This is a genomic window from Haloarcula hispanica ATCC 33960 (assembly GCF_000223905.1).
Taxonomy (GTDB): Archaea; Halobacteriota; Halobacteria; order Halobacteriales; family Haloarculaceae; genus Haloarcula; species Haloarcula hispanica.
The window spans coordinates 2,712,870-2,735,510 of sequence record NC_015948.1; the positions used below are offsets into that span (position 1 = coordinate 2,712,870).

29 protein-coding genes and 1 tRNA gene are annotated in these 22,641 nt (G+C 55.4%); 11 read left to right on the plus strand and 19 right to left on the minus strand.

Going from position 1 to position 22,641, the window contains the following annotated elements; genetic code table 11:
• Window positions 1–267: 267 nt before the first annotated feature.
• Window positions 268–1,584, plus strand: coding sequence for a pentapeptide repeat-containing protein (locus tag HAH_RS19170; protein ID WP_014041461.1), 1,317 nt, complete (start codon window positions 268–270; stop codon window positions 1,582–1,584).
• Between the two features lie 152 nt (window positions 1,585–1,736).
• Here HAH_RS19170 and HAH_RS13715 read toward each other — a convergent pair whose 3' ends face one another.
• From HAH_RS13715 to HAH_RS13735, 6 genes are all read right to left on the minus strand, one after another.
• A complete protein-coding gene (locus HAH_RS13715) occupies window positions 1,737–2,789 on the minus strand; it encodes a Cdc6/Cdc18 family protein (RefSeq protein ID WP_014041462.1) in 1,053 nt (350 codons plus the stop codon).
• A gap of 103 nt (window positions 2,790–2,892) precedes the next feature.
• A complete protein-coding gene (locus HAH_RS19175) occupies window positions 2,893–4,017 on the minus strand; it encodes a hypothetical protein (protein ID WP_079891626.1) in 1,125 nt (374 codons plus the stop codon).
• Window positions 4,014–5,108 carry a hypothetical protein gene (locus HAH_RS13725; protein WP_014041464.1) on the minus strand — a complete coding sequence of 365 codons (1,095 nt, stop codon included), beginning with the start codon at window positions 5,106–5,108 and terminating at the stop codon, window positions 4,014–4,016. Before HAH_RS13725 ends, HAH_RS19175 begins: the two co-directional genes overlap by 4 nt.
• 86 nt (window positions 5,109–5,194) lie before the next feature.
• A complete protein-coding gene (locus HAH_RS19530; RefSeq protein WP_144443761.1) occupies window positions 5,195–5,809 on the minus strand; it encodes a hypothetical protein in 615 nt (204 codons plus the stop codon).
• Window position 5,810: 1 nt separating this feature from the next.
• Window positions 5,811–6,092, minus strand: coding sequence for a type II toxin-antitoxin system RelE family toxin (locus HAH_RS13730; protein WP_014041465.1), 282 nt, complete (start codon window positions 6,090–6,092; stop codon window positions 5,811–5,813).
• Window positions 6,073–6,348, minus strand: a complete 276-nt coding sequence (locus HAH_RS13735) for a ribbon-helix-helix domain-containing protein (RefSeq protein WP_014041466.1) — start codon at window positions 6,346–6,348, stop codon at window positions 6,073–6,075. The genes HAH_RS13730 and HAH_RS13735 overlap by 20 nt, the downstream gene beginning before the upstream one ends.
• Before the next feature lie 177 nt (window positions 6,349–6,525).
• On the opposite strand from HAH_RS13735, the gene HAH_RS19535 reads away from it, so the two are divergent.
• Window positions 6,526–7,110 (plus strand): hypothetical protein, encoded by a 585-nt coding sequence (locus HAH_RS19535; protein WP_144443762.1) that lies wholly within the window; start codon window positions 6,526–6,528, stop codon window positions 7,108–7,110.
• Between the two features lie 8 nt (window positions 7,111–7,118).
• Here the strand turns inward: HAH_RS19535 and HAH_RS13745 are convergent, their stop codons facing one another.
• Both HAH_RS13745 and HAH_RS13750 read right to left on the minus strand, forming a co-directional pair.
• Entirely contained in the window at window positions 7,119–7,376 is a 258-nt protein-coding gene (locus HAH_RS13745; RefSeq protein ID WP_014041467.1) for a DUF7386 family protein, read from the minus strand.
• A 223-nt stretch (window positions 7,377–7,599) separates the two neighbouring features.
• On the minus strand, window positions 7,600–7,782 hold the full coding sequence (locus tag HAH_RS13750; RefSeq protein WP_005537171.1) for a hypothetical protein: 183 nt from the start codon (window positions 7,780–7,782) through the stop codon (window positions 7,600–7,602).
• Window positions 7,783–7,904: 122 nt separating this feature from the next.
• Between HAH_RS13750 and HAH_RS13755 the strand changes: the two genes are divergently transcribed.
• The 8 genes from HAH_RS13755 (at window position 7,905) to HAH_RS19545 (ending at window position 14,012) form a co-directional block, all read left to right on the plus strand.
• Window positions 7,905–8,336 (plus strand): hypothetical protein, encoded by a 432-nt coding sequence (locus HAH_RS13755; protein ID WP_014041468.1) that lies wholly within the window; start codon window positions 7,905–7,907, stop codon window positions 8,334–8,336.
• Between the two features lie 5 nt (window positions 8,337–8,341).
• Window positions 8,342–8,572 carry a hypothetical protein gene (locus HAH_RS13760; RefSeq protein WP_023843434.1) on the plus strand — a complete coding sequence of 77 codons (231 nt, stop codon included), beginning with the start codon at window positions 8,342–8,344 and terminating at the stop codon, window positions 8,570–8,572.
• Window positions 8,569–10,362 carry a hypothetical protein gene (locus HAH_RS20005; protein WP_014041470.1) on the plus strand — a complete coding sequence of 598 codons (1,794 nt, stop codon included), beginning with the start codon at window positions 8,569–8,571 and terminating at the stop codon, window positions 10,360–10,362. The genes HAH_RS13760 and HAH_RS20005 overlap by 4 nt, the downstream gene beginning before the upstream one ends.
• Before the next feature lie 7 nt (window positions 10,363–10,369).
• Window positions 10,370–10,921, plus strand: coding sequence for a hypothetical protein (locus HAH_RS13770; protein ID WP_014041471.1), 552 nt, complete (start codon window positions 10,370–10,372; stop codon window positions 10,919–10,921).
• On the plus strand, window positions 10,918–11,712 hold the full coding sequence (locus HAH_RS13775) for a DUF2062 domain-containing protein (protein WP_014041472.1): 795 nt from the start codon (window positions 10,918–10,920) through the stop codon (window positions 11,710–11,712). The genes HAH_RS13770 and HAH_RS13775 overlap by 4 nt, the downstream gene beginning before the upstream one ends.
• Complete coding sequence (locus HAH_RS13780) at window positions 11,705–12,880, plus strand: hypothetical protein (protein WP_014041473.1); 1,176 nt, start codon at window positions 11,705–11,707, stop codon at window positions 12,878–12,880. Before HAH_RS13775 ends, HAH_RS13780 begins: the two co-directional genes overlap by 8 nt.
• A gap of 160 nt (window positions 12,881–13,040) precedes the next feature.
• Window positions 13,041–13,424: a hypothetical protein gene (locus HAH_RS13785; RefSeq protein ID WP_023843435.1), complete on the plus strand. Its 384-nt coding sequence runs from the start codon at window positions 13,041–13,043 to the stop codon at window positions 13,422–13,424.
• 87 nt (window positions 13,425–13,511) lie between these two features.
• Window positions 13,512–14,012 carry a hypothetical protein gene (locus tag HAH_RS19545; protein WP_144443763.1) on the plus strand — a complete coding sequence of 167 codons (501 nt, stop codon included), beginning with the start codon at window positions 13,512–13,514 and terminating at the stop codon, window positions 14,010–14,012.
• A gap of 24 nt (window positions 14,013–14,036) precedes the next feature.
• On the opposite strand, the gene HAH_RS19705 is transcribed toward HAH_RS19545, so the two are convergent.
• From HAH_RS19705 to HAH_RS13830, 11 genes are all read right to left on the minus strand, one after another.
• Window positions 14,037–14,228 carry a hypothetical protein gene (locus HAH_RS19705; RefSeq protein ID WP_014041474.1) on the minus strand — a complete coding sequence of 64 codons (192 nt, stop codon included), beginning with the start codon at window positions 14,226–14,228 and terminating at the stop codon, window positions 14,037–14,039.
• A 59-nt stretch (window positions 14,229–14,287) separates the two neighbouring features.
• The gene (locus HAH_RS13790) at window positions 14,288–14,653 is read right to left on the minus strand and encodes a hypothetical protein (RefSeq protein ID WP_023843436.1); all 366 of its coding nucleotides are present in this window, start codon (window positions 14,651–14,653) and stop codon (window positions 14,288–14,290) included.
• 358 nt (window positions 14,654–15,011) lie between these two features.
• Window positions 15,012–16,628, minus strand: coding sequence for a DUF7845 domain-containing protein (locus tag HAH_RS13795; protein WP_014041476.1), 1,617 nt, complete (start codon window positions 16,626–16,628; stop codon window positions 15,012–15,014).
• A gap of 142 nt (window positions 16,629–16,770) precedes the next feature.
• Window positions 16,771–16,968, minus strand: a complete 198-nt coding sequence (locus HAH_RS19180; RefSeq protein ID WP_014041477.1) for a helix-turn-helix transcriptional regulator — start codon at window positions 16,966–16,968, stop codon at window positions 16,771–16,773.
• Window positions 16,965–17,228: a DUF7563 family protein gene (locus tag HAH_RS13800; protein WP_004590698.1), complete on the minus strand. Its 264-nt coding sequence runs from the start codon at window positions 17,226–17,228 to the stop codon at window positions 16,965–16,967. The genes HAH_RS19180 and HAH_RS13800 overlap by 4 nt, the downstream gene beginning before the upstream one ends.
• 191 nt (window positions 17,229–17,419) lie before the next feature.
• A tRNA-Ala gene (locus HAH_RS13805) sits at window positions 17,420–17,491 on the minus strand.
• A gap of 138 nt (window positions 17,492–17,629) precedes the next feature.
• Window positions 17,630–17,941, minus strand: a complete 312-nt coding sequence (gene rpsJ / locus HAH_RS13810; RefSeq protein WP_004515425.1) for a 30S ribosomal protein S10 — start codon at window positions 17,939–17,941, stop codon at window positions 17,630–17,632.
• A 3-nt stretch (window positions 17,942–17,944) separates the two neighbouring features.
• Window positions 17,945–19,210 carry a translation elongation factor EF-1 subunit alpha gene (gene tuf / locus HAH_RS13815; protein WP_005537153.1) on the minus strand — a complete coding sequence of 422 codons (1,266 nt, stop codon included), beginning with the start codon at window positions 19,208–19,210 and terminating at the stop codon, window positions 17,945–17,947.
• Window positions 19,211–19,487: 277 nt separating this feature from the next.
• Window positions 19,488–20,432 (minus strand): homoserine dehydrogenase, encoded by a 945-nt coding sequence (locus HAH_RS13820; RefSeq protein ID WP_014041478.1) that lies wholly within the window; start codon window positions 20,430–20,432, stop codon window positions 19,488–19,490.
• Window positions 20,429–20,962, minus strand: coding sequence for an amino acid-binding protein (locus HAH_RS13825; RefSeq protein ID WP_008307542.1), 534 nt, complete (start codon window positions 20,960–20,962; stop codon window positions 20,429–20,431). The genes HAH_RS13820 and HAH_RS13825 overlap by 4 nt, the downstream gene beginning before the upstream one ends.
• Before the next feature lie 79 nt (window positions 20,963–21,041).
• On the minus strand, window positions 21,042–21,263 hold the full coding sequence (locus HAH_RS13830) for a hypothetical protein (RefSeq protein WP_014041479.1): 222 nt from the start codon (window positions 21,261–21,263) through the stop codon (window positions 21,042–21,044).
• A 105-nt stretch (window positions 21,264–21,368) separates the two neighbouring features.
• Here HAH_RS13830 and HAH_RS13835 point away from each other — a divergent pair, with 105 nt between their 5' ends.
• Window positions 21,369–22,463: a peptidase gene (locus tag HAH_RS13835; RefSeq protein WP_014041480.1), complete on the plus strand. Its 1,095-nt coding sequence runs from the start codon at window positions 21,369–21,371 to the stop codon at window positions 22,461–22,463.
• Window positions 22,464–22,641: the final 178 nt, after the last annotated feature.

Below are 22,641 nucleotides of genomic sequence, written 5' to 3' on the forward strand. Positions count from 1 at the left end.
TGGACCGAGGGGAAGAAACGGGTTAAAAAGGTGCTATACTTCCGGGAGAAAAAGGAGGGGTGTTTCCATCATCGAAACTCACTATTGCTCATTCTAATATATGAGTTGGTCACTCGAAAAAGGCATAGTGAGTCAATACCCTTCTGAGGATTCTGAAGAGCATTCTGATTTTCTGACCGATTCAAAACAACAAACATCGTCACCTCCCTATCGGAAGGAGATCTACCATGTTAATTTATTGACTTGGCGTTCGATTTTGGGGTAAAAATGAGTAAATCAAAAACAGGAGCATCTCAGGAAGGGATTAGACAAGATGTTGATACTAACCCGATTCAAGGGTGCACACACATTTATAAAAGGTATGAGATATCTGGATACTGCGGACGCCCCCTGTGGGAAGGGAGAGACCGGTGCATTTGGCATGCTGATGAAGATAATAAACCCATTTCTGAATTGCGAGAACAACGTTCTGATGGACCGGAACTATTGGACGGAGCAATACTGAAACAGATCTCGGTAGATGGAGAAATATCCTTTGAGCAGTGCAGTGTGAATAATGTGGACTTTCATGATTCACACTTAAATTCTGTGAGTTTTAGAGGGGCTGAAATTCAAGGGACGAAATTTGATGGGGCAACAATTCACGACACTATATTTACAGACTCAGATCTTACTAATTGTGGGTTTAACAACGTAGACTTCTCCGAGATAGACTTTGTTAATGTCAGGTTGACTGGGGCTGATTTTAGCGATTTAGACTTGAGGGATAATTCGTTTACGCGGTCAGTGATGGCGGGCGTGAATCTTCGTCGCGCTATTTTAAACGGTGTAGACATGTCAGAAACAGATCTCTGGAATGCTAATTGTACTAATGGAGATTTTTCAGGAGTTGATCTATCAAACGCAAATCTATGGTGTGCAGATTTCGGTAGTACAGATCTTAGAGGGGCAGATTTGAGCGGTGCCCGGGTTGTTCGTACTTCTCTAGCGGGAGCAAAATTGAAGAAAGCAGATTTCTCTAATGTCCATATTTCGAGGACGCCAATAAATAGAGAGCAAGTTGGTGGGGCGATCTTCCCATTAGATTCCCTTTTTGAGGATGGTTCGACTTCTTCCCAAGTCCGTATTCGATTTAAATCGAATGAGAGTCTATCTGATCTCGAATTATATGATTTTATTCGGAATCTTAATTTAATATATAGTACCATAGCAGAAAATTACGATATCATTGAACAATACACCAGTGTAGATTATTATCAGCTAGAGGACCAGAAGGATTCTATCTGGAACGTTTTAGAGTCTAATCCTGACGTTAGCAGTCCAAACAAGAGATATGAAATCGAATTATTGTCAATTGAGAAAAAGAGTCCTCTGACGATTGTGGCTTCTGGGATGGGAGTTGTATTAGTAACTTCACTAATCCTATCAGGAGGGACTATGTCACTATCAGCCGGTCCTGCAAAGGTACATGTTGAACTAAATTCTATAGGTGATGGCATAGAGGATCTTGCGAATGGCTTGGAGCGGGTTGAGGAAGTATTATATGATACTGATTCTTCCGAAATGGACAATGAAAATAACTAATCATATTTGAGCGATTTGCGTGCTGTATTCGCGTATAAAAACGCTGCTACCTGCATAAACCACCGTTTTCGGTTATCACACAGCAAGTTTGACTCTTACTCCTCTGTCAGATATCATTCGCAGGCTATAGTGCAAGAGCAGCGGTTGTTGATTCAAATAGCGTAATTCAACACAATCTGAGCTACTACCTCTCGATCACAAACTCGATACACTCGGTGTCGGTTCTCTCCCTTCACTTCAATCAAATCGTACCCCACCAGTTTCGAGAGCTTCGTCCGCCGAGCCCGTTCCGAAATCGGCGTCTGTTCACGTCCACGGTACGCCTGATCAGCAACGGAATCATACCGATCATGCAGTTCCCCAGCCTCCAGCCCATCGCCCATACGGATTAGTTCGTACAGCAGTTGATGATGGAACGGTAATGTCTCCAGATTTAGCTCGCGGATGTGTCGCTTCGCCCGCTCAAACGACTCGCTCACATCCTCGTCGGTGATTCGATCATGTTGCAGTTCCTCAGCCCGAAGTGCAGCCTGTCGAAGTGCTTGTATCCCGTTCCGTGCAACGCCAGCTACCTCATCAGCTATTGTCTCTAACTGCTCGCGGGTGACCGATTCCGACGGTAGCCCGAGGTTAGCCCGTGCTTCAAGAATGTCCGCCAGCTCGTCGACACTGTAGCGGTCCAGACCAAACTCCGCGAATGACAGCCGCCGCCGGAGTCTCCCATCAAGTCGGGATAACCACTCATCTGGGTCGTGGCAGATAACGACGACAGACACGTTCTCGACATCAACCAGCCGATTCAGTGCGTTCGTGGACGGGAGGCCGTCAGCCTCGTCGAGGACAACGATCACCGGACTGTTGACGCGCTCCTGAAGCTGGATACAAAGATCTTCGCGAGGGACGTTCACCGACGGGTCACTACCGGGGAGATCGTGAAGGACCGAGCGGACAACACCAGCAGTCGTTTTCCCGAGGCAGCGAACGTGGGCCGTCTGAACGTCGGCGTGTCCAGTGAGCTTCTGTAAGGAGTGGCGGGTCAGCGCTGTCTTTCCTACGCCTGGCGGGCCGTGAATCATCACGTCGTGGGCTTGATTGCCACCAAGTGCCGGTTCCCATGCACGAGATAAGTGGTCAACGGCAGCTTCTCGATGGAGGAGGCGACGCGGGAGGTGTTCATCATCGAAGACAGCAGGGTCGGCAATCATGCTGGGTGAGGGTGAGAACAGACAGGGATATAAACTGGTGCGACACTTCCGGGAAGAAAAGAAATTATTACCCTCAGACAGGGTGATGGTCTCTATATATTATTTAATTGGCAAAGTCATCAAGCGATGCTTCCCCCTTCTCATGCTCTTCTTTTGTCCGGTCATATGCAATTTGACCGGTTCTTTCAGGGACTTTCGAGTCAATATACTTATTTTGGACCATAGATTTGATATCACCTGGATCTTCGGAGGACCACATTATTTTGAAATCGCGTTGTTCAACAATGTCATCATCCTTCTTTATTATTCCATGTGACAACGAGAATTCCAGAAGATCATCAACTCTATCTTCTGCAATTGTCGTCATTGATTCTCTGTCGTCTCCAAAATGGACATTGTTTAGATATGCTGATTCGAACTCGCTTCTGTTGAATTCTTTTGGGTTTTCTGAGGTATTATATTTGTTTAAGTACAATTCTAAACATACTTCACCTATCGGGAAAACCGGATGTGATGAAAAACAGTACTTAATATCATCGTTTTCTGCAGTTGTGGGGTCAATTCCACCGCTAACAATGGTCTCAAGACTAGGTACGGATGTACTTCCATCATGTAGTTTGATTGTCTTTGCCTCTTCCATTTCTTCAGTTTCTTCGTTGTACTCAGCAGACCTGATCAATTTCCAAATAGCATAATACTCAGGGTCTATCCCCCGTTTTAAGATATCCACATCGGCATCTACAATATCTATATCTTGTGTAAGAGTTACGAACTGTATACTTCCTAACCGAAGGTTTGAGCAGTTTGCATTATTTTTGATTGTTTCTACTATTTGTTGATTATCCATTAACTCACTTACTGAATTTATTCGTTCTTGCCAACGGATATAATCTTGTCCGGATATCTCACAAGATATAAAACATAAGTGAACACTGCTTGATTGTGGTTTAGCCAGTAATATTTCAACTTCTGGTTCCCCAAATTCGTACAAGGGATTTACAATAGTAGCCTCAAACCCCGCTTGTGGCGAAGAAAATGCATTAACCACATCTCGAAATAGGCGATACTCTGCCTCTTCATTTGAGTCAAATGACTGTTCAAAGCTTTCGCGAGCCCGATCTTCGTCGATAGATTTGTATTTCTTTTTATATAGCTTGTCGAAATCCTTCTTATCTTGAAGTCCTAGACCAGAATAATACCCATCATCAAAGCTATCTGGTTCTATCATACCACTTTCTTTGGTTTACAATCTGCGTCAAAGTGGTCTGTAATGAAATTATACAGTCTCAGTGATTGATCTACGTCGGTAAATTCACGAGGGAATATTCTAATATCATTACCCTTTGATTTCAATGTTGTCCGCTCATGCGTTGTTTCGTCGATTACTTCTGCTTCAAACGAGTTCACTTCTGGCTGGCTATAGTAGTCTGCCACACTGAATTCCCAAAATGAGTCATCAAGTTGAGAAGGAAGTGTTTCAATTTGCTTTGAGGAGATCCCCTCAGTTACTTCTACTGCCCATGGCTTACTAACCGTGAACTTGTCGTCATCCGCGAAAATTTCACTTTCTGTTTCCCCATATGAACCTGTGTTGGCATATTCAACGACTTCCTCAACTCGCTCGATTTGACGCTGTAGACAGTTCCAAATAGTCCTAATTCCACCTCTCACATGTACAAATGTCCCGTCCTCCTTGATTTTGAATTTGAATTCATTTGGACATTCAAAAGTCATAATCCGAGGGAGAACACCATAATTAAAACGCATTTCACGGTATGTCTCTAATCCATCAGTTGCCCGGTACTGGATTGAGCGCTTGGTGTCTGGACGTTTCTTCGCAGTTATTGGCTCATCTACTGAACGCTTGGCACTAAAGTACGGTACTATAACATTATCATATTCAGAAACGATTCGCTTTCTGGTTTCATCAATCTCACGCTTGGACAACATTAACCGGCCAATATCCTGTGTTGACTGCAAGAATTTAATTATAGTCGGAGGGATCTGATCCGTTTTGTTGGCTTGTGTTAGAAATATTGGAGCAATTTCATCAAGAAAGACGTAGCTATACACGGGTTCCCCGTCGATAGTTGTATGTATCCGAATCAAATCTCCATTCCGTTCCAGCACATTGAACTGCTGTTTTAGGAGGTCAAAGAATTCGCTAGGATCCTCTCGGTTGTTCACAGCCGCAATAATATTAAATCCACCACCCAACTTTTCAAGCCGGTATTTCTTATCAATATTAGATATGAAATCATCGCGTGAATCGAACTCAATATCAGAAACGCCTAGAAAATCTCCAGCGTCTTCACTCATGAGCCTTCCCCCAAGATATCATAAGGGAGCAAATTGCATCCATATTTAAGTAAATGTGTACGAGCCAGTTATTTCTTCTGGATAGTTTACGACTCTAACTCCTCCGGATAAGCCACGTCAAAAGATCGAGCTTCGATTATTCTGTTCCTGACTGTATTTAGGTGAGTGATACTATTGTACAAATCTTCTTGATCATCATCTGAGATAGGGATTTGCTCTACTTCTTCAGCCTCATCTTCGCCGTTGAATCTAATTTTATTCCCTCTGTCACCAATCTCTTTTATTATTGATTTGTATTTTAATACTTTCGAGTAGAATTTTACCACCCCTTTTAATTCATTGGGTGCTCGGATACCACCTATAAGACCGATATTTGAGGCCGTAGATTCATATACAGTTGTTGGTATTGAATCTGGAGCAGGGACATCATCTGAGGATAGTTGATAGTTGGGTGGCTCACCTATTCGTTCCATTTGATCTTTACAAGTAGCTATACCATCCATTTGCTCAACTTCCGTAAGCAATGCACGATGTAGCTTCTTTTTTTCCCATAACTGACGGAGGATATACACCAGTATTGCTGACAATAAGGAAATCCCCACCCCTATAACGAATGACAGAAGTGAAAACGCAGGCTCCGGTTGTGAAGCAGTATTGCTAACGGGCGTCAATTCTGCAACCACTACGAGATATGTCTCCATCTCACTTATTAATCGAAATTGGTCGATTTAATACTTTTTTCCGGGCATCCTCAGCTCGTGGACTAACCGCACCCATGTCGGTATCACCGACACGGAACTTCCAAGGCAGGGGGTTCATCAGTGGTTCAAGAAAATCATCGAGCTTACCCCACTCTGACGAGACAACTTCATCCAGTTTGTCGATTATCCGTTGCTGGATATCAGAATCTAACTGCGAGAACTGGTTTTCAGCTCGGGGCGAAAACTCCCAGTCCCACTCGTCGTCACTCGCTGTCTGTCCCATACTGTGCTCTGATCTCGTCGCTCGAAATGCCGTCACCCTCGTCGAACTGCGCTTCACTGATTGCGAGGTCCTTCCACACGCCGGCCCCTTCCGGGTGATTCACCGTGTCACGAAGTGCGAACCGGATGAACTCGCTTCGGCTGTTGAACCCACGCTCGCGCCATGTCTCGTCGACGACATCGAGAAATGACCGAGCGATGCGGAGGTTGATCCTGTCAATCTCGGGATCGCCGTCGTTCGCATCGGCTTCTGACATACGTGCGTACATCTATCGTACTCACAGAAAACGCTGTTGCAGCCTCACCTACTATTCTCCGAAGGCTTTGATGGGGTTATTGACCTCACTTCCAATGATTGAAGTCATATTAGAGGAGGTCACTCGTTTGAAAAGTAGTTGAGTTTTTTATATTTGAAGAGACAATCCTAATGGAGAATGACGAGTGAGTATTGGGATCAACCAGTACGTGGTGAGCAGTTCAGTATCGAAAATAAGCGGAAATACTGGGAAACGTTCCGTACCAACCCCACTTCCCAATCGCTCCTTGAGTTTGGAGAAACATGGTGGGCATATCGCCATTTTGGAGATCCAGCTCATTTCGTTCGGAAGCGTACCCTGAATAAAGGCTATACAGCTACCGAGATGCGAGATCTACTCGAACGTGCTGCTTCAAAAGGTCCAGAAGCGATTAACGAAGATATTCCTGGAATGGGGGTTGCAACACTAAGCGAACTACTAGAGGTGATTGATCCATCACAGTACGCTACACTCAATTCTAAGTCATGTGAGGGATTACGAGACCTGGGCTATTCTGTACCCGGAAATAATCCAGACAAAACGATGTACAGCAAGTTCACTGAGCACGTCAAAGAGATTGTGCCAAAATATGGCCTGGAGAAAGATGTTGATTCTACTGTTTCGCGAGGTATTCCAGATGGTACAGAAAATATCGACATCGCGCAGGTGGCCTTTGAAATGAATCATAACGACAGGTTCTCATTTTCACTAAGTAACCTCTGAGAAGTTGACTATCGCCACTTACTCTCGACACTCGTCCGATAGCGGAGTCCAATCACACTCGTATTGAACTGCTGGATCGTCTCGGGGTCCAGATCCCCACGCGCGTCGTCGATGTTTTCCTCGCTCTCGATCAAGTGCGTCAGCGCCGCGTCCAGCACATCGGACATCGGTGGGTCGTCGTGCTGATCGCTCGCGACAATCGCACTCGCCTTATCCAGTAGTCGCTGCCGTTCGTCAGTGATCTTGAGGCTGGTACGTCGGGTCATTGTTTAAACAAGTGTATGTACCGGGGGTTGGTTCGCGTCATTCTGGAGTGAGCGACAGGGTGGTTCTTCATAAACTGGAGTCGGACTGCCGCCGTGATCGGGGCGAACCCCCAGCCCAACCGCCTCGATTTTATGCACCGTAGCCCACGGCCCACAGCCCACAGGTGCATACATCGAGGATTGGCGTTACATCTGAGTCTAACCCCGTGGGGTCGGGCTCGCATCATGGGCTGACCAACTCTAATCGGTAGTCGCCTTCGTCGTCCTGGTCAAGACTCTCGACCTTCGCCCAGTGGTTGCCCACCAGCTCGCCATCTTCGTCGACGACTCCGCGCTCGCGGAGATCGTCTATCGGTATCGAGACGGTCACACAGCCGCCTGCCGGAGAGAGTTTTCGCATCTCCATGCCACCGGCGGTGCAGTCCCGATACTAAAATTTACTGAGTCCCGGGAATACCGCGATTCGGTGCTTTCTAGCCAGCAGACTGCACGGCCGGAATACGGTCGTACTCACGGCCGGTGCAACCCATGTTCGGAAAGATAGACATCGAAGACGCCCTGGCCGGTGTGATTTTCACCGCCAGCGCGTTCGTCACCAACGGTATCGCCTCAATCAGCCTGCTCGGCTACGACCTCGCCGCCTCTGTGTTCACCGTCCAGAGCACGAGCATTGACCTCGCGTTTCTGCTGTCGCTCGCTGCTCTGGCGATGGCATATGCCACCAACCGCGTCAACGAGAGTCGCAACAAGAACTACCAGCTCGACACCGACCTCGTCGAGATCGCCAAGGGCTCGGCCACTGTCGAAACCTACCTCGCGCTCGGGACGCTCGTCATCGTTCTGTTCACCGGGCTGAACATCCTTGGCGCGCAGGATATCGTGGTCGGTTCGGCCGCTATCGGTCTTGTCGTCGTTGGCGTCGAGGCTGCCGGCTACTACGTCATCAGCTACCTGGGGTGAATCCGATGGACCGCATACTCAGCTATGGGCTTATGGGCGTCATCGGCGTCTCTGCGTCCACAATTGCCGCGGCTGTCATCGGTTCCCCGCTCCCCGTCGTCAGTCCCGCCGTCGTTGCCGGCGGCGTGATCGCCGCGCACCACGCACAGCAGAAGGACACCGCCACCGGTGCTGACGATCAAGAGGTTCGTGCCAGCGTCGAGCAGGTCGAAACCGACGGGGGACGCGAGCAATGACCCGCGCTCGTTCGGTCCTGCTCGCCGCGCTCATCGTCTGTTCCGCCGTCGTCGGGGCCGTCGGTCCCGCACTGGCACAGACAGCCACCGACAGCGGACCAGTCACCTACGAGTACACCGGTTCCCCAACGACGCTGATTGTTGACACCAGCAATCTCGACGGTGGCACGGAGTTTACTGTCGAGTACACCACGCAGGGCGGCCCGTCCACTCGGACGACCGTGTTAGCCCGTGAGACGTACAACACCGCGAACCTCAAAGAAGACCAACTCCTGTTCTTCAACGACGGCGCGTATGAATCCGTGAACGTCACCGTGTCGGACTACTCCGGCGGCGAACCGACGTTCGACTCCAAGAGCGGGCTTCTCGGCGGTGTGAACCTCGTTCGTACCGTCGTCGGAACGACCGGCGGCGACTCTGATTTGACCTGCGACACGTCCGACAAAATCGGTAATGCACTCTCCGGCGTCGAGAATCTGGACTGTACGCCTCAACCGGGCACGACGACCGTCAACACGACGAATACGGACACTGCACAGGTCAAAACGGACATCTATCAGTCTGCCCTCAACAGCAATGCTAGCACTGACAACACGCTAACCGTCCTGAACAACGACCTGAAGGATGCTAAGACGCAAGCTCGCATTGAGGGCAAAAACGCCTATATCCGCGCACTAAACAACGGAAGCAGTAAGTCAGCCGCTAAGAATGCGGCTAAAGAGGCTGTAAGTGATTTCTACGCGACCCACCAGCGGAATCTGCTGGCTGAGTACACACTGACCGTCTCCCACTTCAAGTACCTGCGTAGTACTGCCCTCAACGAGAGCATAGACAGTAGCTACGTGGATACTGACGACCAGTCGCTATCAAGCACTGGAGACTACACTTACAACTGGAATCAACCGACAGACTCCGTAACTCTCACTGATGGCACGACTGAGGACTACACATACGTCCAAATATCCAAGACCTACGGTCCGGGTGGCGACACCGAAACGTACGACCACTACATCACAAACACTGCGAAATCTGGTGCAACCCTCGGTATATCGGCTAAGTCGCTCGGGGTCCATGGATACAGTTCCGATACGTCATATGTTGCTGTCGTCCCCTTCGAGCGGTATCAGTCTACGTGGACGACTATCGAGAATCAAGACCAGACTGTTCGGAATGAAATGGATACGCTGGCAGAGAACACGTATAGCGCCTATCAGGCTGGCGAAATCAACAATAGCGACCTCGTGGACCCGTACGTGCTGGCGTCCCAGCAGTCGCCGGGCGACGACTTCCAAGGCTGGGCCGCCGCACAGCTCACCCTGCTCGGCACGAACTCCCCAGAGAACTTCGACCAGATCGGGAGCTTCCAGATCACCACTGAATCCGGGACGCAGTACGAGGGCGTACTGTTCTCTCAAGAAAATCCAGCCAGCGGTCAGTTCGAGAACGGAACGACCTACAACACGTCCAATATCGGTGGCACGCAGTACGTCGTTACCTCGGATCGCATTGTCGAGCTGGATGGAGAGTTCACCATCGACAGTATCTCGACGCAGGACGGTCAGACTGTCCAGAATGTCACTATCCAGAAGACGACATACGAGACGACCAACGTTACCGAACTCAAACAGCAGTACGAGGATCTCGCCTACAAGCGGGCACAGATCGAAGCTCGTGAGAAAGCCTTGAAACAGTCTGCTGGCGGTGGTTTGCTCGGTGGTGGCAGTGTTCCACCCGTCGTAGCGCTGGCCGTCATCGGCACGCTACTGGCTATCGTCGTTCTCCAGAACTAACCCACCCATGCGTTCCATTTTCCTCGTCGCGCTGCTCGTGGTCAGCCTTGGCTGCGTCAGCGCTCCGACCGTCGCACAGTCCGCGGGGAACCTCCCCACCGAAACATCCGGCCCACAGCCCACAGGAAACGCCACCGAAACTACTCGCATCGACGGACAGACCGAGATCGTCGGCTCGGAGTACCTACCCGAAGAGGGTATCGCCCGAATCACGCTCCGGTCGAGCGGAGTCCAGACCGTAACGATCTCCGACGCCGGCCGCTTCCAGGAAGGCGGGAAGATTCCCGTCCGCACAGTCGCCCTGCGTTCGGACGACACCGCTACTGTCGAGATTCCCGTCACCGAGAAGGACGGCTACGTCGGTGTCGCCATTTCCACGGCGAACACGCCACTGTACGCCGAAATCGTCCAGCAGCCCTCCGGTGGCGGGCTCGACATCCTCCGCGCGCTCTCGTCATTGCAGGCGTGGCTCGCCGGGGCAACTGTCGCGTTCATCTGGATGATCGTAGCTGGCTACAACGTAATCCGCGGCGAGAACGGCCGTCCGGAGGTAGCATGAAGCCCGCACCGACTTTCCAGAACAACCGCGACCGGCTTGTCTACCTGCTTGCCGAGTACAAGCTACTCATCGGTGGGATGCTCGCCGGTGCGGCCGTGCTGTTCGCCTACTACCAGCCACAGCTGCCGACCCTGCCGACGTGGATTCCCGCCATCGCCGTCGGCTGGCTTGTGCTGGCGATCCCCTGCTATCTCGTCGGTGCGAAGATCGCCCGATGGCTCCGTCGACGTAACTGGGTCGAAGTTCACCACGTCAACGCCGTCGAGGACACCACCGAGAAGTACTACGTCCCGCCCGAACTCTGGCGCGAGAAAGAGATCGACGGCCCGGACCCATATCCTGTCAACGGTGGCAGCGCGTGGGCTGTCCGCGAGTACGAGTATCTCGAAGACATCGGCCAGCTCCGCGTCGAGGGCGTCTGGCTCGAAGGCTGTCAGGATACCCAGCTGATGACCAGCAAGAAGCAGATGCAGGATATCCACGGCTGGCTCATCAACCGCGCCGAAGAACTCGCCGCAATCCGTGGTCGGTGGTCCCGTGGGTCCGTCGAGCTGCAAAAGAAGCTCGTCACCGCCGACGCCGAAGCCAACGAACGCGGCCAGATGATTCAGAAGACAGCCGCGAAAGAGACCTTCGGCAACCTCATCGAAGACGGCGAGAATCCAGAAGATGCACCCACCATCCACGACCTCACCGACGCTCCAGACCCTACGGCGGACGCCGCTGTGGGCTATGGGCAGGACGAACCGACCAACGAGCAACCACAGGACCCACGAGTAAACGATGACTGACGACGGTAACGACCTCTACACGCCCGCACAGTTCCGTGAGTATCAGGACGGCTACGGCCAACGTGATCCCGACGAGGTACACCAGCACGCCGGAATCGTTCGCGATGAGAAACTATCTCGCTACCTCTCGATACTCGAAACCCACTACGACCCACGCCACTGCGACCGGCCCGAAAAGATGCCGGGACAGGCCAAGGACCTCTCGCACGTTCGGGAGATCGTCCGTATCGAGGGGACCGAGACGGCACGGCGAGCCATGGCGAACGGTGATATGCAGTCGTTGAAGCACTTCACCGGAGACGCCGGCCAGCGGGCCGATATCTCCGGCATCAAAGCCATCGACCAGCTCCGGGCACAGATGACCGGTCCCGCGCCGATGTTCTACGAATGGGCCGAACCTGGTACAGGGAAGTCGAACTTCGCCTGTCTACTCGGACAGCTCTGGAAGGAACAACAGCCCTCAGACGCCCTGGTCGCATCGAACATCCGGACGCTCGAAGAGACCGACGAGTGGACCGACTCGGACGGAGATCGTCGTGATGGCTGGCTCGCCAACTACGGCGAACTGAACGAGTGGCTGAAACAGGACGGTGACCCGATGCACAACGAGCAGGTTCCGAAACTGTTCATCTTCGACGAGGCGAGCAGTAACGCCGGCGGGAGCGGGTCGGATGGCTACGAGACAAAGACCAAACTTGGCCCGCTCACGTACAAGATTCGGAAGTATGGCGGCTCGCTCATCATCATCGGCCACGACGGCCGTGACGTGCACCCGCTCGTTCGGGAACTCGGTGTTTGTGTCCACAAGGAAGGACTGAAAGAAGCGACCTTCTACGAAGACGTGCGGAATCGGAAGGGTGTCAACCCGATCTTCTCCGTCTCGGGTATCCCCGAAACGGACTGGCGATACGACGACAAGGAACCGACGACGTGGTCGTGGTCAAGCGGCGAGGATGACGGTGACGAGGTAGACCCGGAAAACCTCTCTCGAAAGCTCGCGATCTACACGGTCATCACGGCCAAGGAATCGGAACCGGACAGACCAAACCACGAAATCGCCGATTTCGTGCCGTACAGCGCCGAATGGGTCCGTCAGCGCTGGAACGAGTATCAGGACGACGGCAAGCACCGAAACGTGGTTGGTGAGGTGACGGAGCTAACCGCATGACAACGGACGGACTCGAGCAATCCAACAACTACCAACCCCCCGGCGTAGCCCTGTTGTTGGCCCATGGCGTGCGCTCGCGGTGCGAGCACGCGCGAGCCATGGGCAACGGCCGCGAACAGCCCGGAGGAGTATCTATATATGACGCACGCGAGGTGCGCGAATGAGTCGAAGCCACAAGGCCAATCACTACGGGACGCTCGTCGAGCGCAAAGCCGCCGAGCGGTACGACCTCGATCTCGACAGGTGCAGCTGGCACGACGCGAAACGGCCAGACGGAACACCTGTTGAAATCAAATCGGCGATGCACCGCCACGCCGACGGCCAGCCCGGTACGTTCAAACTCTACGACCGGTATCACAGACGACTGCGTGCTGAGAATGGATGGTACGCTTTCGGCGTTTATCGGGTTCGTGGGCGCGGTATCGAGGTATTAGAGTGGGAGATACGGCACTCATCAAGGCTCCCAAAATTAGACTGGCACGGTGGCGGAATACATCGAGACGCTAAGCAAGCAAAGATACCGGTCTCTGAACTACGATACTGAGTCCGACCTAGTTACTTCCTTGGTAGAATATCTGGTAATTGATAGAGGGACAACTGTTATGTGAATGCTATATGACTGGTATATCGTATGACGGAAAAGAAGAGTGAAGACGTAATCGCAATTCGTTGTTACAATAAGCCTGGGATCACCACAACTTTGCAAGCACGATATACTGCAGAGGGGCTTTTTATTGCTGACTTTGATTCAGGTTGGTCGCTTAGTAGTGAGCAAGTACCAAGTGAAGATCATAGACCTGCCGCGGGGAGAGCGTTCAATCGAATCATGGAAATTAGTCGCAATGGTGGCTTGGGTGTTATCAGGACACCCAACGATGACGATGAGATTATTACTGTCGGCAGATGGGAACCGAACTGTGCTACCTTTCGAAAGGCCAATGGAAAAGAATTGAAAGGCATTCAAATGTCAGAGTTCGGCTTGTTTGTCCCAGATGACGATCTATATTCAGACTTAGATTCAGAATATCACAATGGTAACGCCACAGTTGGGAAAGCTGATGTAGACTTGATTAAAACGGCCTTGGATGTTTTAGAACGGGAAGGGCGTCTGCGTAAACCGAGCTACCTCTGATTAAGCCCGATTATTAGCTTTATTTCACAATTTCTCCACTTCCTCTGCAAACTCTGCAACAGCACTGATCAACGATAGTGCATCGTCAGTATTCTCGACATACAGAGGTCTACCTTGGTCCGAACAGCGGATTTCATAATCTTCATGTCCTGTCTTGATTAGCTGTATATTTCCTGTTTCGTTGACAGAGCGGGAGTCAATGAGTTTCTGTGTCATATGTTTGGATTAGTTCGGAGATCGGCTTGGCAAATCTATACTCCCTATTCGCGGCTTGTTTACTCTGTAAGTCGGTTCTTCACTTCCTCTATGCCCATCTCTTCAACTAATGTGAGTAGTTCATCGATTTCGTCTTCTTCCAGATTCTCGGCGGAATCGATCACTGAATGGACTCGATCTCTCTTCTGATGTTCTCTCGCCACCTCACTCATTTCTAGAATTGCCTCAGCGGCTTGTTCTGCTATATCCACATCAGGACTAATCGTTGCCGCATTGCGTCCATATCGGCCATTATCCTGGTAAAACGGCATTCTTACTTCGTATTGGTCTGATTCCGTTTCGTGGACGGCTTGTACCTCGGTGCGGCCCTTCTGCTCTCCCCACTCGTCTACGACCACGCGGTCGAGGACATCGTATGAAGCCATTACAGAAGACAGGTGTAGGGCAACCCATATAAATATGGCGTTCCCATACTTCCCTCAATTCCCACGTTTCCATGTAATGGGCCGATATCATCAGTGCCGGGTAAAATGTGGATGTCGGAAGCATAGGATTGAGACAGGAGATACAGAGCTGTGCGGTGTATTTTGATGATGTGGCCTTAGCCACACCTCTAAACGGAATCACAACCCCCCGGGTTTGATTCCGTTCGGGCGACGGCCGAGCCATTGGCTCGGTCGAGCCTCGATCACGTCGGCGACCGTGCCGAACAGGGAGAGAAATCGGCAAAAAAAGCGGTGTTTTCGGGGTGCTGGACAGTGATGCCTCTCATCAGGCGGGCCGCTACCCGGTGGCGAGCCAGCGCCAGGCCGTCCCTCGCGAGCCATCCGCGAGCTGGACCTGGGCCTGCCGGTAGCGCTCTTCGGGCATTCCCGCGTCTTTCCACACCCGGAAGCCTTCGCGAATCGCTTTCCCGTGCTTCTCGATCTCCCCGAACCGCAGGGTCATCTGTGCCTCGCGAGCGTCATTCACGTCAACACCGTGGCGAGCTGCCCACGCGATGAACGCGCTCATCGTATTCTCCAGCCCACGTTCGACCGCTTCCGCGGCCTTCGCCGCGGTATCGACAGCACGGCGAGTGGCTTCCCGCGCCTCGTCGACGGCGGCGTGAACCATCTCCGCGACGTACTCCGACCGGAGCGACACGTCGGCATAGTCCGAGATCACCAAGTCTTCCATCTCTCGAAGCGCTCGACGGACACTCTCGACATGACGGCCGTACTCGTCGGCGATATCCGCCGGAGCAACCTGCCCGCCGTCTGCTACCAACATCTCCAGGGCTTCCCACTGCACCGGCGAGAGCCCGTCTGAGAGATGGCGCACGACGACACTCTCCTGCTTCTGCTCGACTCGCGTCAGATCCAAGCCCACCGGTTCGGGACCGGAATGGTCCACCTCCGGTTCGAAGTACGAATCTTCGACAAATGGGCCGGAACCAGATGGTGCGATGTCGATACCCGCATCGGCCAGTACCGACAACACAGTCTGGTCTAACTCCCGTTCCAGCTTCTCCAAGTCGCGCCACCGGACAGTTTCATCATCATCCAGCAGCGAAGCCTGCAGAGACGAACCGACTTTCGGGTGGGATAGCGGATGGTCGTCGGGCACAGACAGCGCCTCACGGGCGTAGTAGTGCTTCACCTCCTTGGGGAGGTGGTGGTCGGGGAACGCCTCTCGAATCCGCTTCGGGCCGAGTGTGGCCGTGTGGTAGTATCCTGGCAGGTTCCGCCCGCGCTCGTCGTCATCGTTCTGGACGATCTTCCGATAGCCGCGGCGGTCGGATTCTAACAGGTGGCCCATCGCCGCAATCGGCCCATCGCGAGCGTGGACTGGTCCGCTAGCATCCCGATGAACACGGGCGTACTTTTCGGCGTCCTGAACGTTGCTGTAAGGGTGTGGCTCCTGGAAGTACCGACCGGTGACGCCAATCTCGACGGCTGCCCGCTGCAGTAGCTCGGGATATCGGTGAAACTCGATATTCGACCCCTTCACGCGGACGTTCACACCTTCGCCGAAGCCGTCCGGCACGGGAATCTCGATACGGCTGCCGTCGTCCCGCTCGCCCTGCATCCCGGGCCAGCGTGGGGCAACATGGGCTACGAAATCCTGCTGTCCGACCGAATCCTCCTCGGGATGACGGGCAACCTTTAGCCGGTACTCGCGCATGGTCTGCAGCTGCCAGTCCGTTCCCTGTGGTGTCCGCCCACCGGGGTGAACGATATTGCTGTCCTGGTAGGAGAGGCGAACGACCCACCGCTCGCCATCCTGCAGAAACTCGCCGCACTTTGACCCCTCACCAGCCTTGACCTCACTGTCCAGCGCGAAAAACGGCGCAAGGCCGTCGCTATTGAACAGGAGATTGGCGTGGAGTTCGTGAGGGGCCAGCCCTATCGTTCGCATCGCCCCCCGTCAGTCTTGACGGCGGCCACCGCCCGCTCGACCTCGGCTTGACTCTCCGCAAGCGGTTGGAGGTTCGTCCAGTCGAACTGAAGGGGTTCGCCTGCTTCTACGTCATATAATTCCGAAGCACGAACGAACCCAGTCACGCCGGAACCCCCTCCAGTTTCTCGCGAGCACGGCCAAGGAGATTGCCCACAGTACCGGGTGAACGGCCAGTCTTCCGGGCGTACTCCCGTGGCCCATACTGGCCCATGCCCACAGCCTCGTACACCTCTCGCTCGGCGTCAGTCAGTGGCGACAGGTCCGGTTCGTAATCGAACAGCGAAGACTGCGGAGTCACAGACTCTCACCCCCGTCAGTCCGGGCTTCCACTCGACCGCCCTGATTCCGCTGTGGCTGGTCTTCTGGGTCGGGGTAGTCGAGTTCTTTCCCAGCCGCAGTGCCCCGCGAGATACGGGGCATACAGTCACAGGCTGGACAGCGGTGGGCAATATCATCGCCGTCGCCGAACGTCCGCCGAAAGTCACGCGAAACGTGTGCCCCGCAGTGCTGGCAGTTCGACTTCTCGATAGTTGCGTTCTCGACAAGTCGGTTACTCAAGAGAAACCACCCCCGCTCGGGAAGCGGCCAAATCCTTCGCAAAATCGCAAGACTGCACCCCAGATGATTCGTAACCGTTCGTGGTTCGATTTGATTTCGAGTTTATACGCAGAAGGGCCTGCGAGTAAGATTCAGATAGAAGGGCGTAGGCGACGCTTTTCGGGATAGTTCGCCAGAACGAAGTAACGCCATGGACTCGCCGGGATTTGAACCCGGGGCCTCTTCCTTGCGAAGGAAGCGATCTGCCACTGATCTACGAGCCCGCGTGGTCTGCCACTCGAACGCGGAGTTATAAAAACCCTGCGCGTGAGAGCGGCCTTCGATAGCGATTCACACTGTCCCGGCCAGCGGTTCGGTCGGGCTACACAACGACGCTGTCGCGAAGCGACAGGTCCCGAGGCTCAGTCCTCGAGGACTATCTCGATGGAGACGTCGTTGGGAACCTGGATGCGCATCAGCTGGCGCAGTGCCCGTTCGTCGGCGTCGATATCGATGAGCCGCTTGTGGACGCGCATCTCCCAGTGTTCCCACGTCGCGGTCCCCTCACCGTCGGGGGACTTGCGGGTGGGAACCTCCAGCGTCTTGGTGGGGAGCGGAACCGGACCGGAGAGTTCGACGCCGGTCTTGTTCGCGATCTCCCGCACGTCGGCGCAGATGTCGTCGAGGTCCTCGGGGCTTGTGCCCGCGAGCCGAACGCGTGCCTGCTGGGACATACGTTATCGCTCGTTGACGCTGAGGACTTTGCCGGCGGCGATGGTCTGACCCATGTCGCGGATAGCGAACGAACCGAGCTCCGGAATCTCGGAGGACGGCTCGATGCTGAGCGGCTTCTGTGGGCGGACCGTCACGACGGCGGCGTCCCCGTTCTGGATGAAGTCGGGGTTCTCCTCGGCGACCTCACCGGAGGACGGGTCGATCTTCTTGTCGATGGACTCGACAGTACAGGCGACCTGTGCCGTGTGGGCGTGGAAGACCGGCGTGTACCCTTCCGTGATGACGGACGGGTGCTGCATCACGACGATCTGGGCCTGGAAGGTCTCGGCGACCGACGGCGGGTCGTCGGCCGGACCGCAGACGTCACCGCGTCGGATGTCGTCCTTGCCGACGCCGCGGACGTTGAAGCCGACGTTGTCACCGGGCTCGGCCTTCGGGACTTCCTCGTGGTGCATCTCGACGGTCTTCACTTCACCGGAGACGTCAGACGGCTGGAAGCTGACGTTGTCGCCCGTGTTCAGGATACCCGTCTCGACACGGCCGACCGGGACCGTACCGATACCGGAGATGGTGTAGACGTCCTGAATCGGCAGTCGGAGCGGCGCGTCCGTCGGCGGCTCCGGAGCCGGCAGGTTGTTGAGTGCTTCCAGCAGGATTTCGCCGTCGTACCAGTCCGTGTTCTCGGACTCCTCGGCGACATTGTCGCCTTCGAACGCCGAGAGCGGGATGAACTTGGCGTTGTCAGGGTCGAAGCGGACCTGTGTGAGGAGGTCCTTGACCTCTTCGACGACCTGCTTGTACTCGGATTCGCCGTAGTCGACGAGGTCCATCTTGTTGACACCGACGACGAGCTCGCCGATGCCCAGGGTGCGGGCCAGGAACACGTGCTCCTGAGTCTGCGGCTGAACGCCGTCGTCCGCGGCGACGACCAGGACGGCGTTGTCGGCCTGGGACGCGCCGGTAATCATGTTCTTCACGAAGTCGCGGTGACCAGGACAGTCCACGATGGTGAAATCGTAGGCGTCGGTGCTGAACTCCTGGTGGGCGATGTCGATGGTGACACCGCGCTCACGCTCTTCGGCGAGGTTGTCCATGACGTAGGCGAACTCGAATCCGCCCTTGCCCTTCTCCTCGGCTTCTTCCTTGTGCTGTTCGATGACGTGCTCCGGTACCGATCCTGTCTCGTACAGGAGTCGGCCGACGAGCGTGCTCTTCCCGTGGTCGACGTGGCCGATAATGGCCAGGTTCTGGTGTTGTTCGTCGCTCATTGTTATCTCTCACGCGCAGAGGCGCTGTATCGGGTTTATTAGCTGGTGGTTCATAAAACGATTTCGAAAGCGTGTAAGCGTCAGCCCGTCGCTTTCTTGCGATTCGGCACGACATGGCATGGTAGTGTGGCACCCAATAGCTTGGTCAGGGAGAACGACCGATACCGGCAGTCACGGCCGGGTTTGTGTCCTTCGGAGTGACAAACGGGACTGCCAACTGAGGGAAGCACAGTGGATAAGAGAACGATACAGGCGCGTCGGAAATCCCGCTATCTCGTTACAGTCGGCCGATATCGGCAAGCACCGCGCTCGCGGTTTCCGGGCCGCCGGCACCGCGCCCGGAGATGTTGAGCTGGCCGGCGTGTTCGGTCTCTAGCTGCGCGATGTTCCGGGTCCCGGAGACGGCAAGCGGCGCGTTGTCCGGAACGAGCCGCGGGCCGACGCGGACGGAGCCCTCGACGACCTCGGCGATGAGCCGAACGGTCCGCCCGTCAGCCCGTGCGAGTTCGAGCGCACTGCCGGAGATATCCTGAATGCCCTCGACTTCGGCGTCATCGAGCGTGTATTCTGTCTCGTCATCGGCCAGGACGTTCGCGACGATGACGCCTTTCAGCGCCGCGTCGGTGCCGTCGACGTCGAAGGTCGGGTCAGCCTCGGCAACGCCGAGGTCCTGCGCCTCCGCGAGGACGTGCTCGTAATCGAGACCCTCGGTCGCCATCCGGGAGAGGATGAAGTTCGCCGTCCCGTTGAGCACCCCGCGGACGGCGGTAATGTGGCTCGGGTCGAAGTCGTCGATGGTCGAGAGGACCGGCATCGCGCCGCCGACGGTTGCCTCGAACAGCACGCTCCCCTCGCTTTCGCGTTCCAGCGCGCGAACGTCGGCGTACCGCTCTGCGACCGGGCCTTTGTTCGCCAGCACGGCGTGGCGGTCCCGTTCGAGTGCGGCCTGAACGTGGCTGAACCCCGGTTCGGCGTCGCCGAGCGTCGTCGGCGTCGCCTCGACGAGTACGTCGTACTCGGCCGAAAGCGCGTCTTCGGGTGCGGCACTGCCGACAACGCCGTCGGTTCGCTTCCGGTCGAGCACCTCGGCAGTGTCAATGCCGGCGCTGTCGATGACGGCACTACTGGAGTCAGCGAACGCGGTGACCGAATGGCCGTGGTCGCTCGCTAATTCGACGACGCTGGAGCCGACTGCACCGGCTCCGATGACGGCGAGCCTCATGCCTCACCTCCCGCAGCGAGCGGTTCGATGACGTGGAGCCCCTTCTCGTCGGCGACAGCACGAATCGAAGTCATCGTCTCGTCGACTGCCCCTTCCTCGGTCGCCAGTCGGATGCGCGCGCTGGAGGCGTCGTCGGTCCCCTCCGGTGCCGACAGCGAGAGGTCGGTCACGGTCGCGTCCGTGGACTCGTGAATCCGCGAGAGCGTGTCAGAGAGGTCTGTGTTGACGAGATGGCCGGTGAGGATGATCGTCAACGCCTCGCTGTACTGCTCGGCCCCGGCCTGGATGACGTTGATGCCCGCGTCCCGGAGTGCGTCGACGATTCCGTCGAACCGCTCGGGGGTCGCCTCCAGGTCGACCTCCACGGGGATGTGGCCCCGCGGGGTCACGTTCCCCCGCTCGTGGAAGATAGAGAGGAGGTTCCCGCCGTTCGTGGCGATGGGCTCGAGCGCCCGCAGCAGTTCGCCCGGTTCGTCGACCAGCTCCAGCCGAACTGTGTAGGACCGTACCTCGTCGGTCGAGTCGCTCATCGCCCGCTCACCTCCTGGGTATCTCGGCTCATTGTGGATGACTCAGCAGGGGCACGTATAAGAAACCGTTCGTTTGGTCTCAGGGCAGAAAGCGGTCGTACAGGTCGTCGATCCACTCGTTGTACGCCTCGCCGCGAGGCGACCCCCAGGGATTGCGTGAAAAGTAGTACATCGCCGCGAACATCCCCGCAAGCGTCAGCGCCAGCCCCGTCGGCAGGACGAGATTCCAGATGAACGTCGACGTGCCGGCGATGACAGCAGCGACGAGAAGGTCCACAATCTGGTGAAGGCGGTCACTCATACCCTGCCGTTCGGTTCCGGGTGACCTAAGCGTGGGGCTCCGCCGTCGTGACAGTCGCGGGCAGGGAACGCTACGTTTTTTTCCTACCGGTGAAGCGTGTCGTATGTGCACGCCCTCCAGTCAGCCCCGATAGCGATAGGTACGGCGGCGTTCCTCGTCGGTGTCCTCGCCGTCGTCGGAGCGGGCATCGGCGCGCTCGGAAGCGCGGTCGTACGACGACTCTCGAACCCCGTCGCCAGATACCGGCAGTTGTTCCTCGGCATCATACTCCCGTTCACGCTGCTGTCGTACGTCGTCTTTCTGTTGCTCGGACTCGGCCACTTGATCGCCGGCGGGCAGACCGGAGTGGTCGGAGCAGTGGTAGCGACGTTCGCCGAGCTGCTCGCCGCCGGCACCGTCGGACTGGCCGCCTACGCGCCGACTGTCCCGGGTATCCGCAGCGTTCGTGACATCGAACTCTCGACCGGTCGGGCGGTGGTCCGGATGGGACGGTACGTCCTCGGAATCACTGCGTTGGTGACTGTCGTCGTGGTACCGCTCGAAACCGGGCTGTCGCCCCCCGGACTGCTGGCTCTCGTTACCGTTTTCGCTGTCACCGTACAGGCTGTCTCCCCGTGGTTCATCCCGCTAATCCGGTCGGTCGATAGACCGGACGAACCGACAGCGGAGACGCTGGAGCGACTCAAAGAGCGTGCGGGACTGACTGTCCGAGACGTCCGGGTGTTCGACACCGAACAGGAGAGAACCGCGAACGTGACCGTGCGCGGCTTCCCCGGGTATCGCCGCCTGTTCCTGACGAGCACGTTCCTCGACGTGTTCGACGACGAGACGGCGACGGCCCTGCTCGCAATCCAGGCCGGCCGCCAGAACGCCCGAGTCCTTGCCCGGGTCGTCGGCGGCCTGCTTGTCGCAGTAGTTCCGCTGTTCGTGGCACTGGCCGACGTCGGCCCGCTGTGGCCGCTTGCCGGCGCAAGTCTCGGACTCATCGTCGCCAGCCTGTGGGTCACCCGCCGCGGTGTCCGGGCAGCCGACGACTACGCGGCCGACCGCGTCGGCCCCGATGCCGTTGCCGACGCCCTCGAACGGTACGCTACCGTCCACGAAATGGAGCCGTCGAGACGACGACTCGCGAACCCGTTCTCGAAATCGCCACCGCTGGGGAACCGAATCGACCGGTTGCGGGAACAAGCGGGAGAATGAGAGCAGTCCTGTAGCGGGGCAGAGACAAGAGAAAGCGGGCAGACAGCATACCGCGCGCCGGCGGCGCGCGGTTTCACTCCGAGCGCGCTCACAGAGCGCGACTTGGAGGTCGTTTTTAGCGTAGATTTTTACGAGGAGTGGTTCCCGCAGCGCCGCCATCGGCGGCGCGAGGAAACCC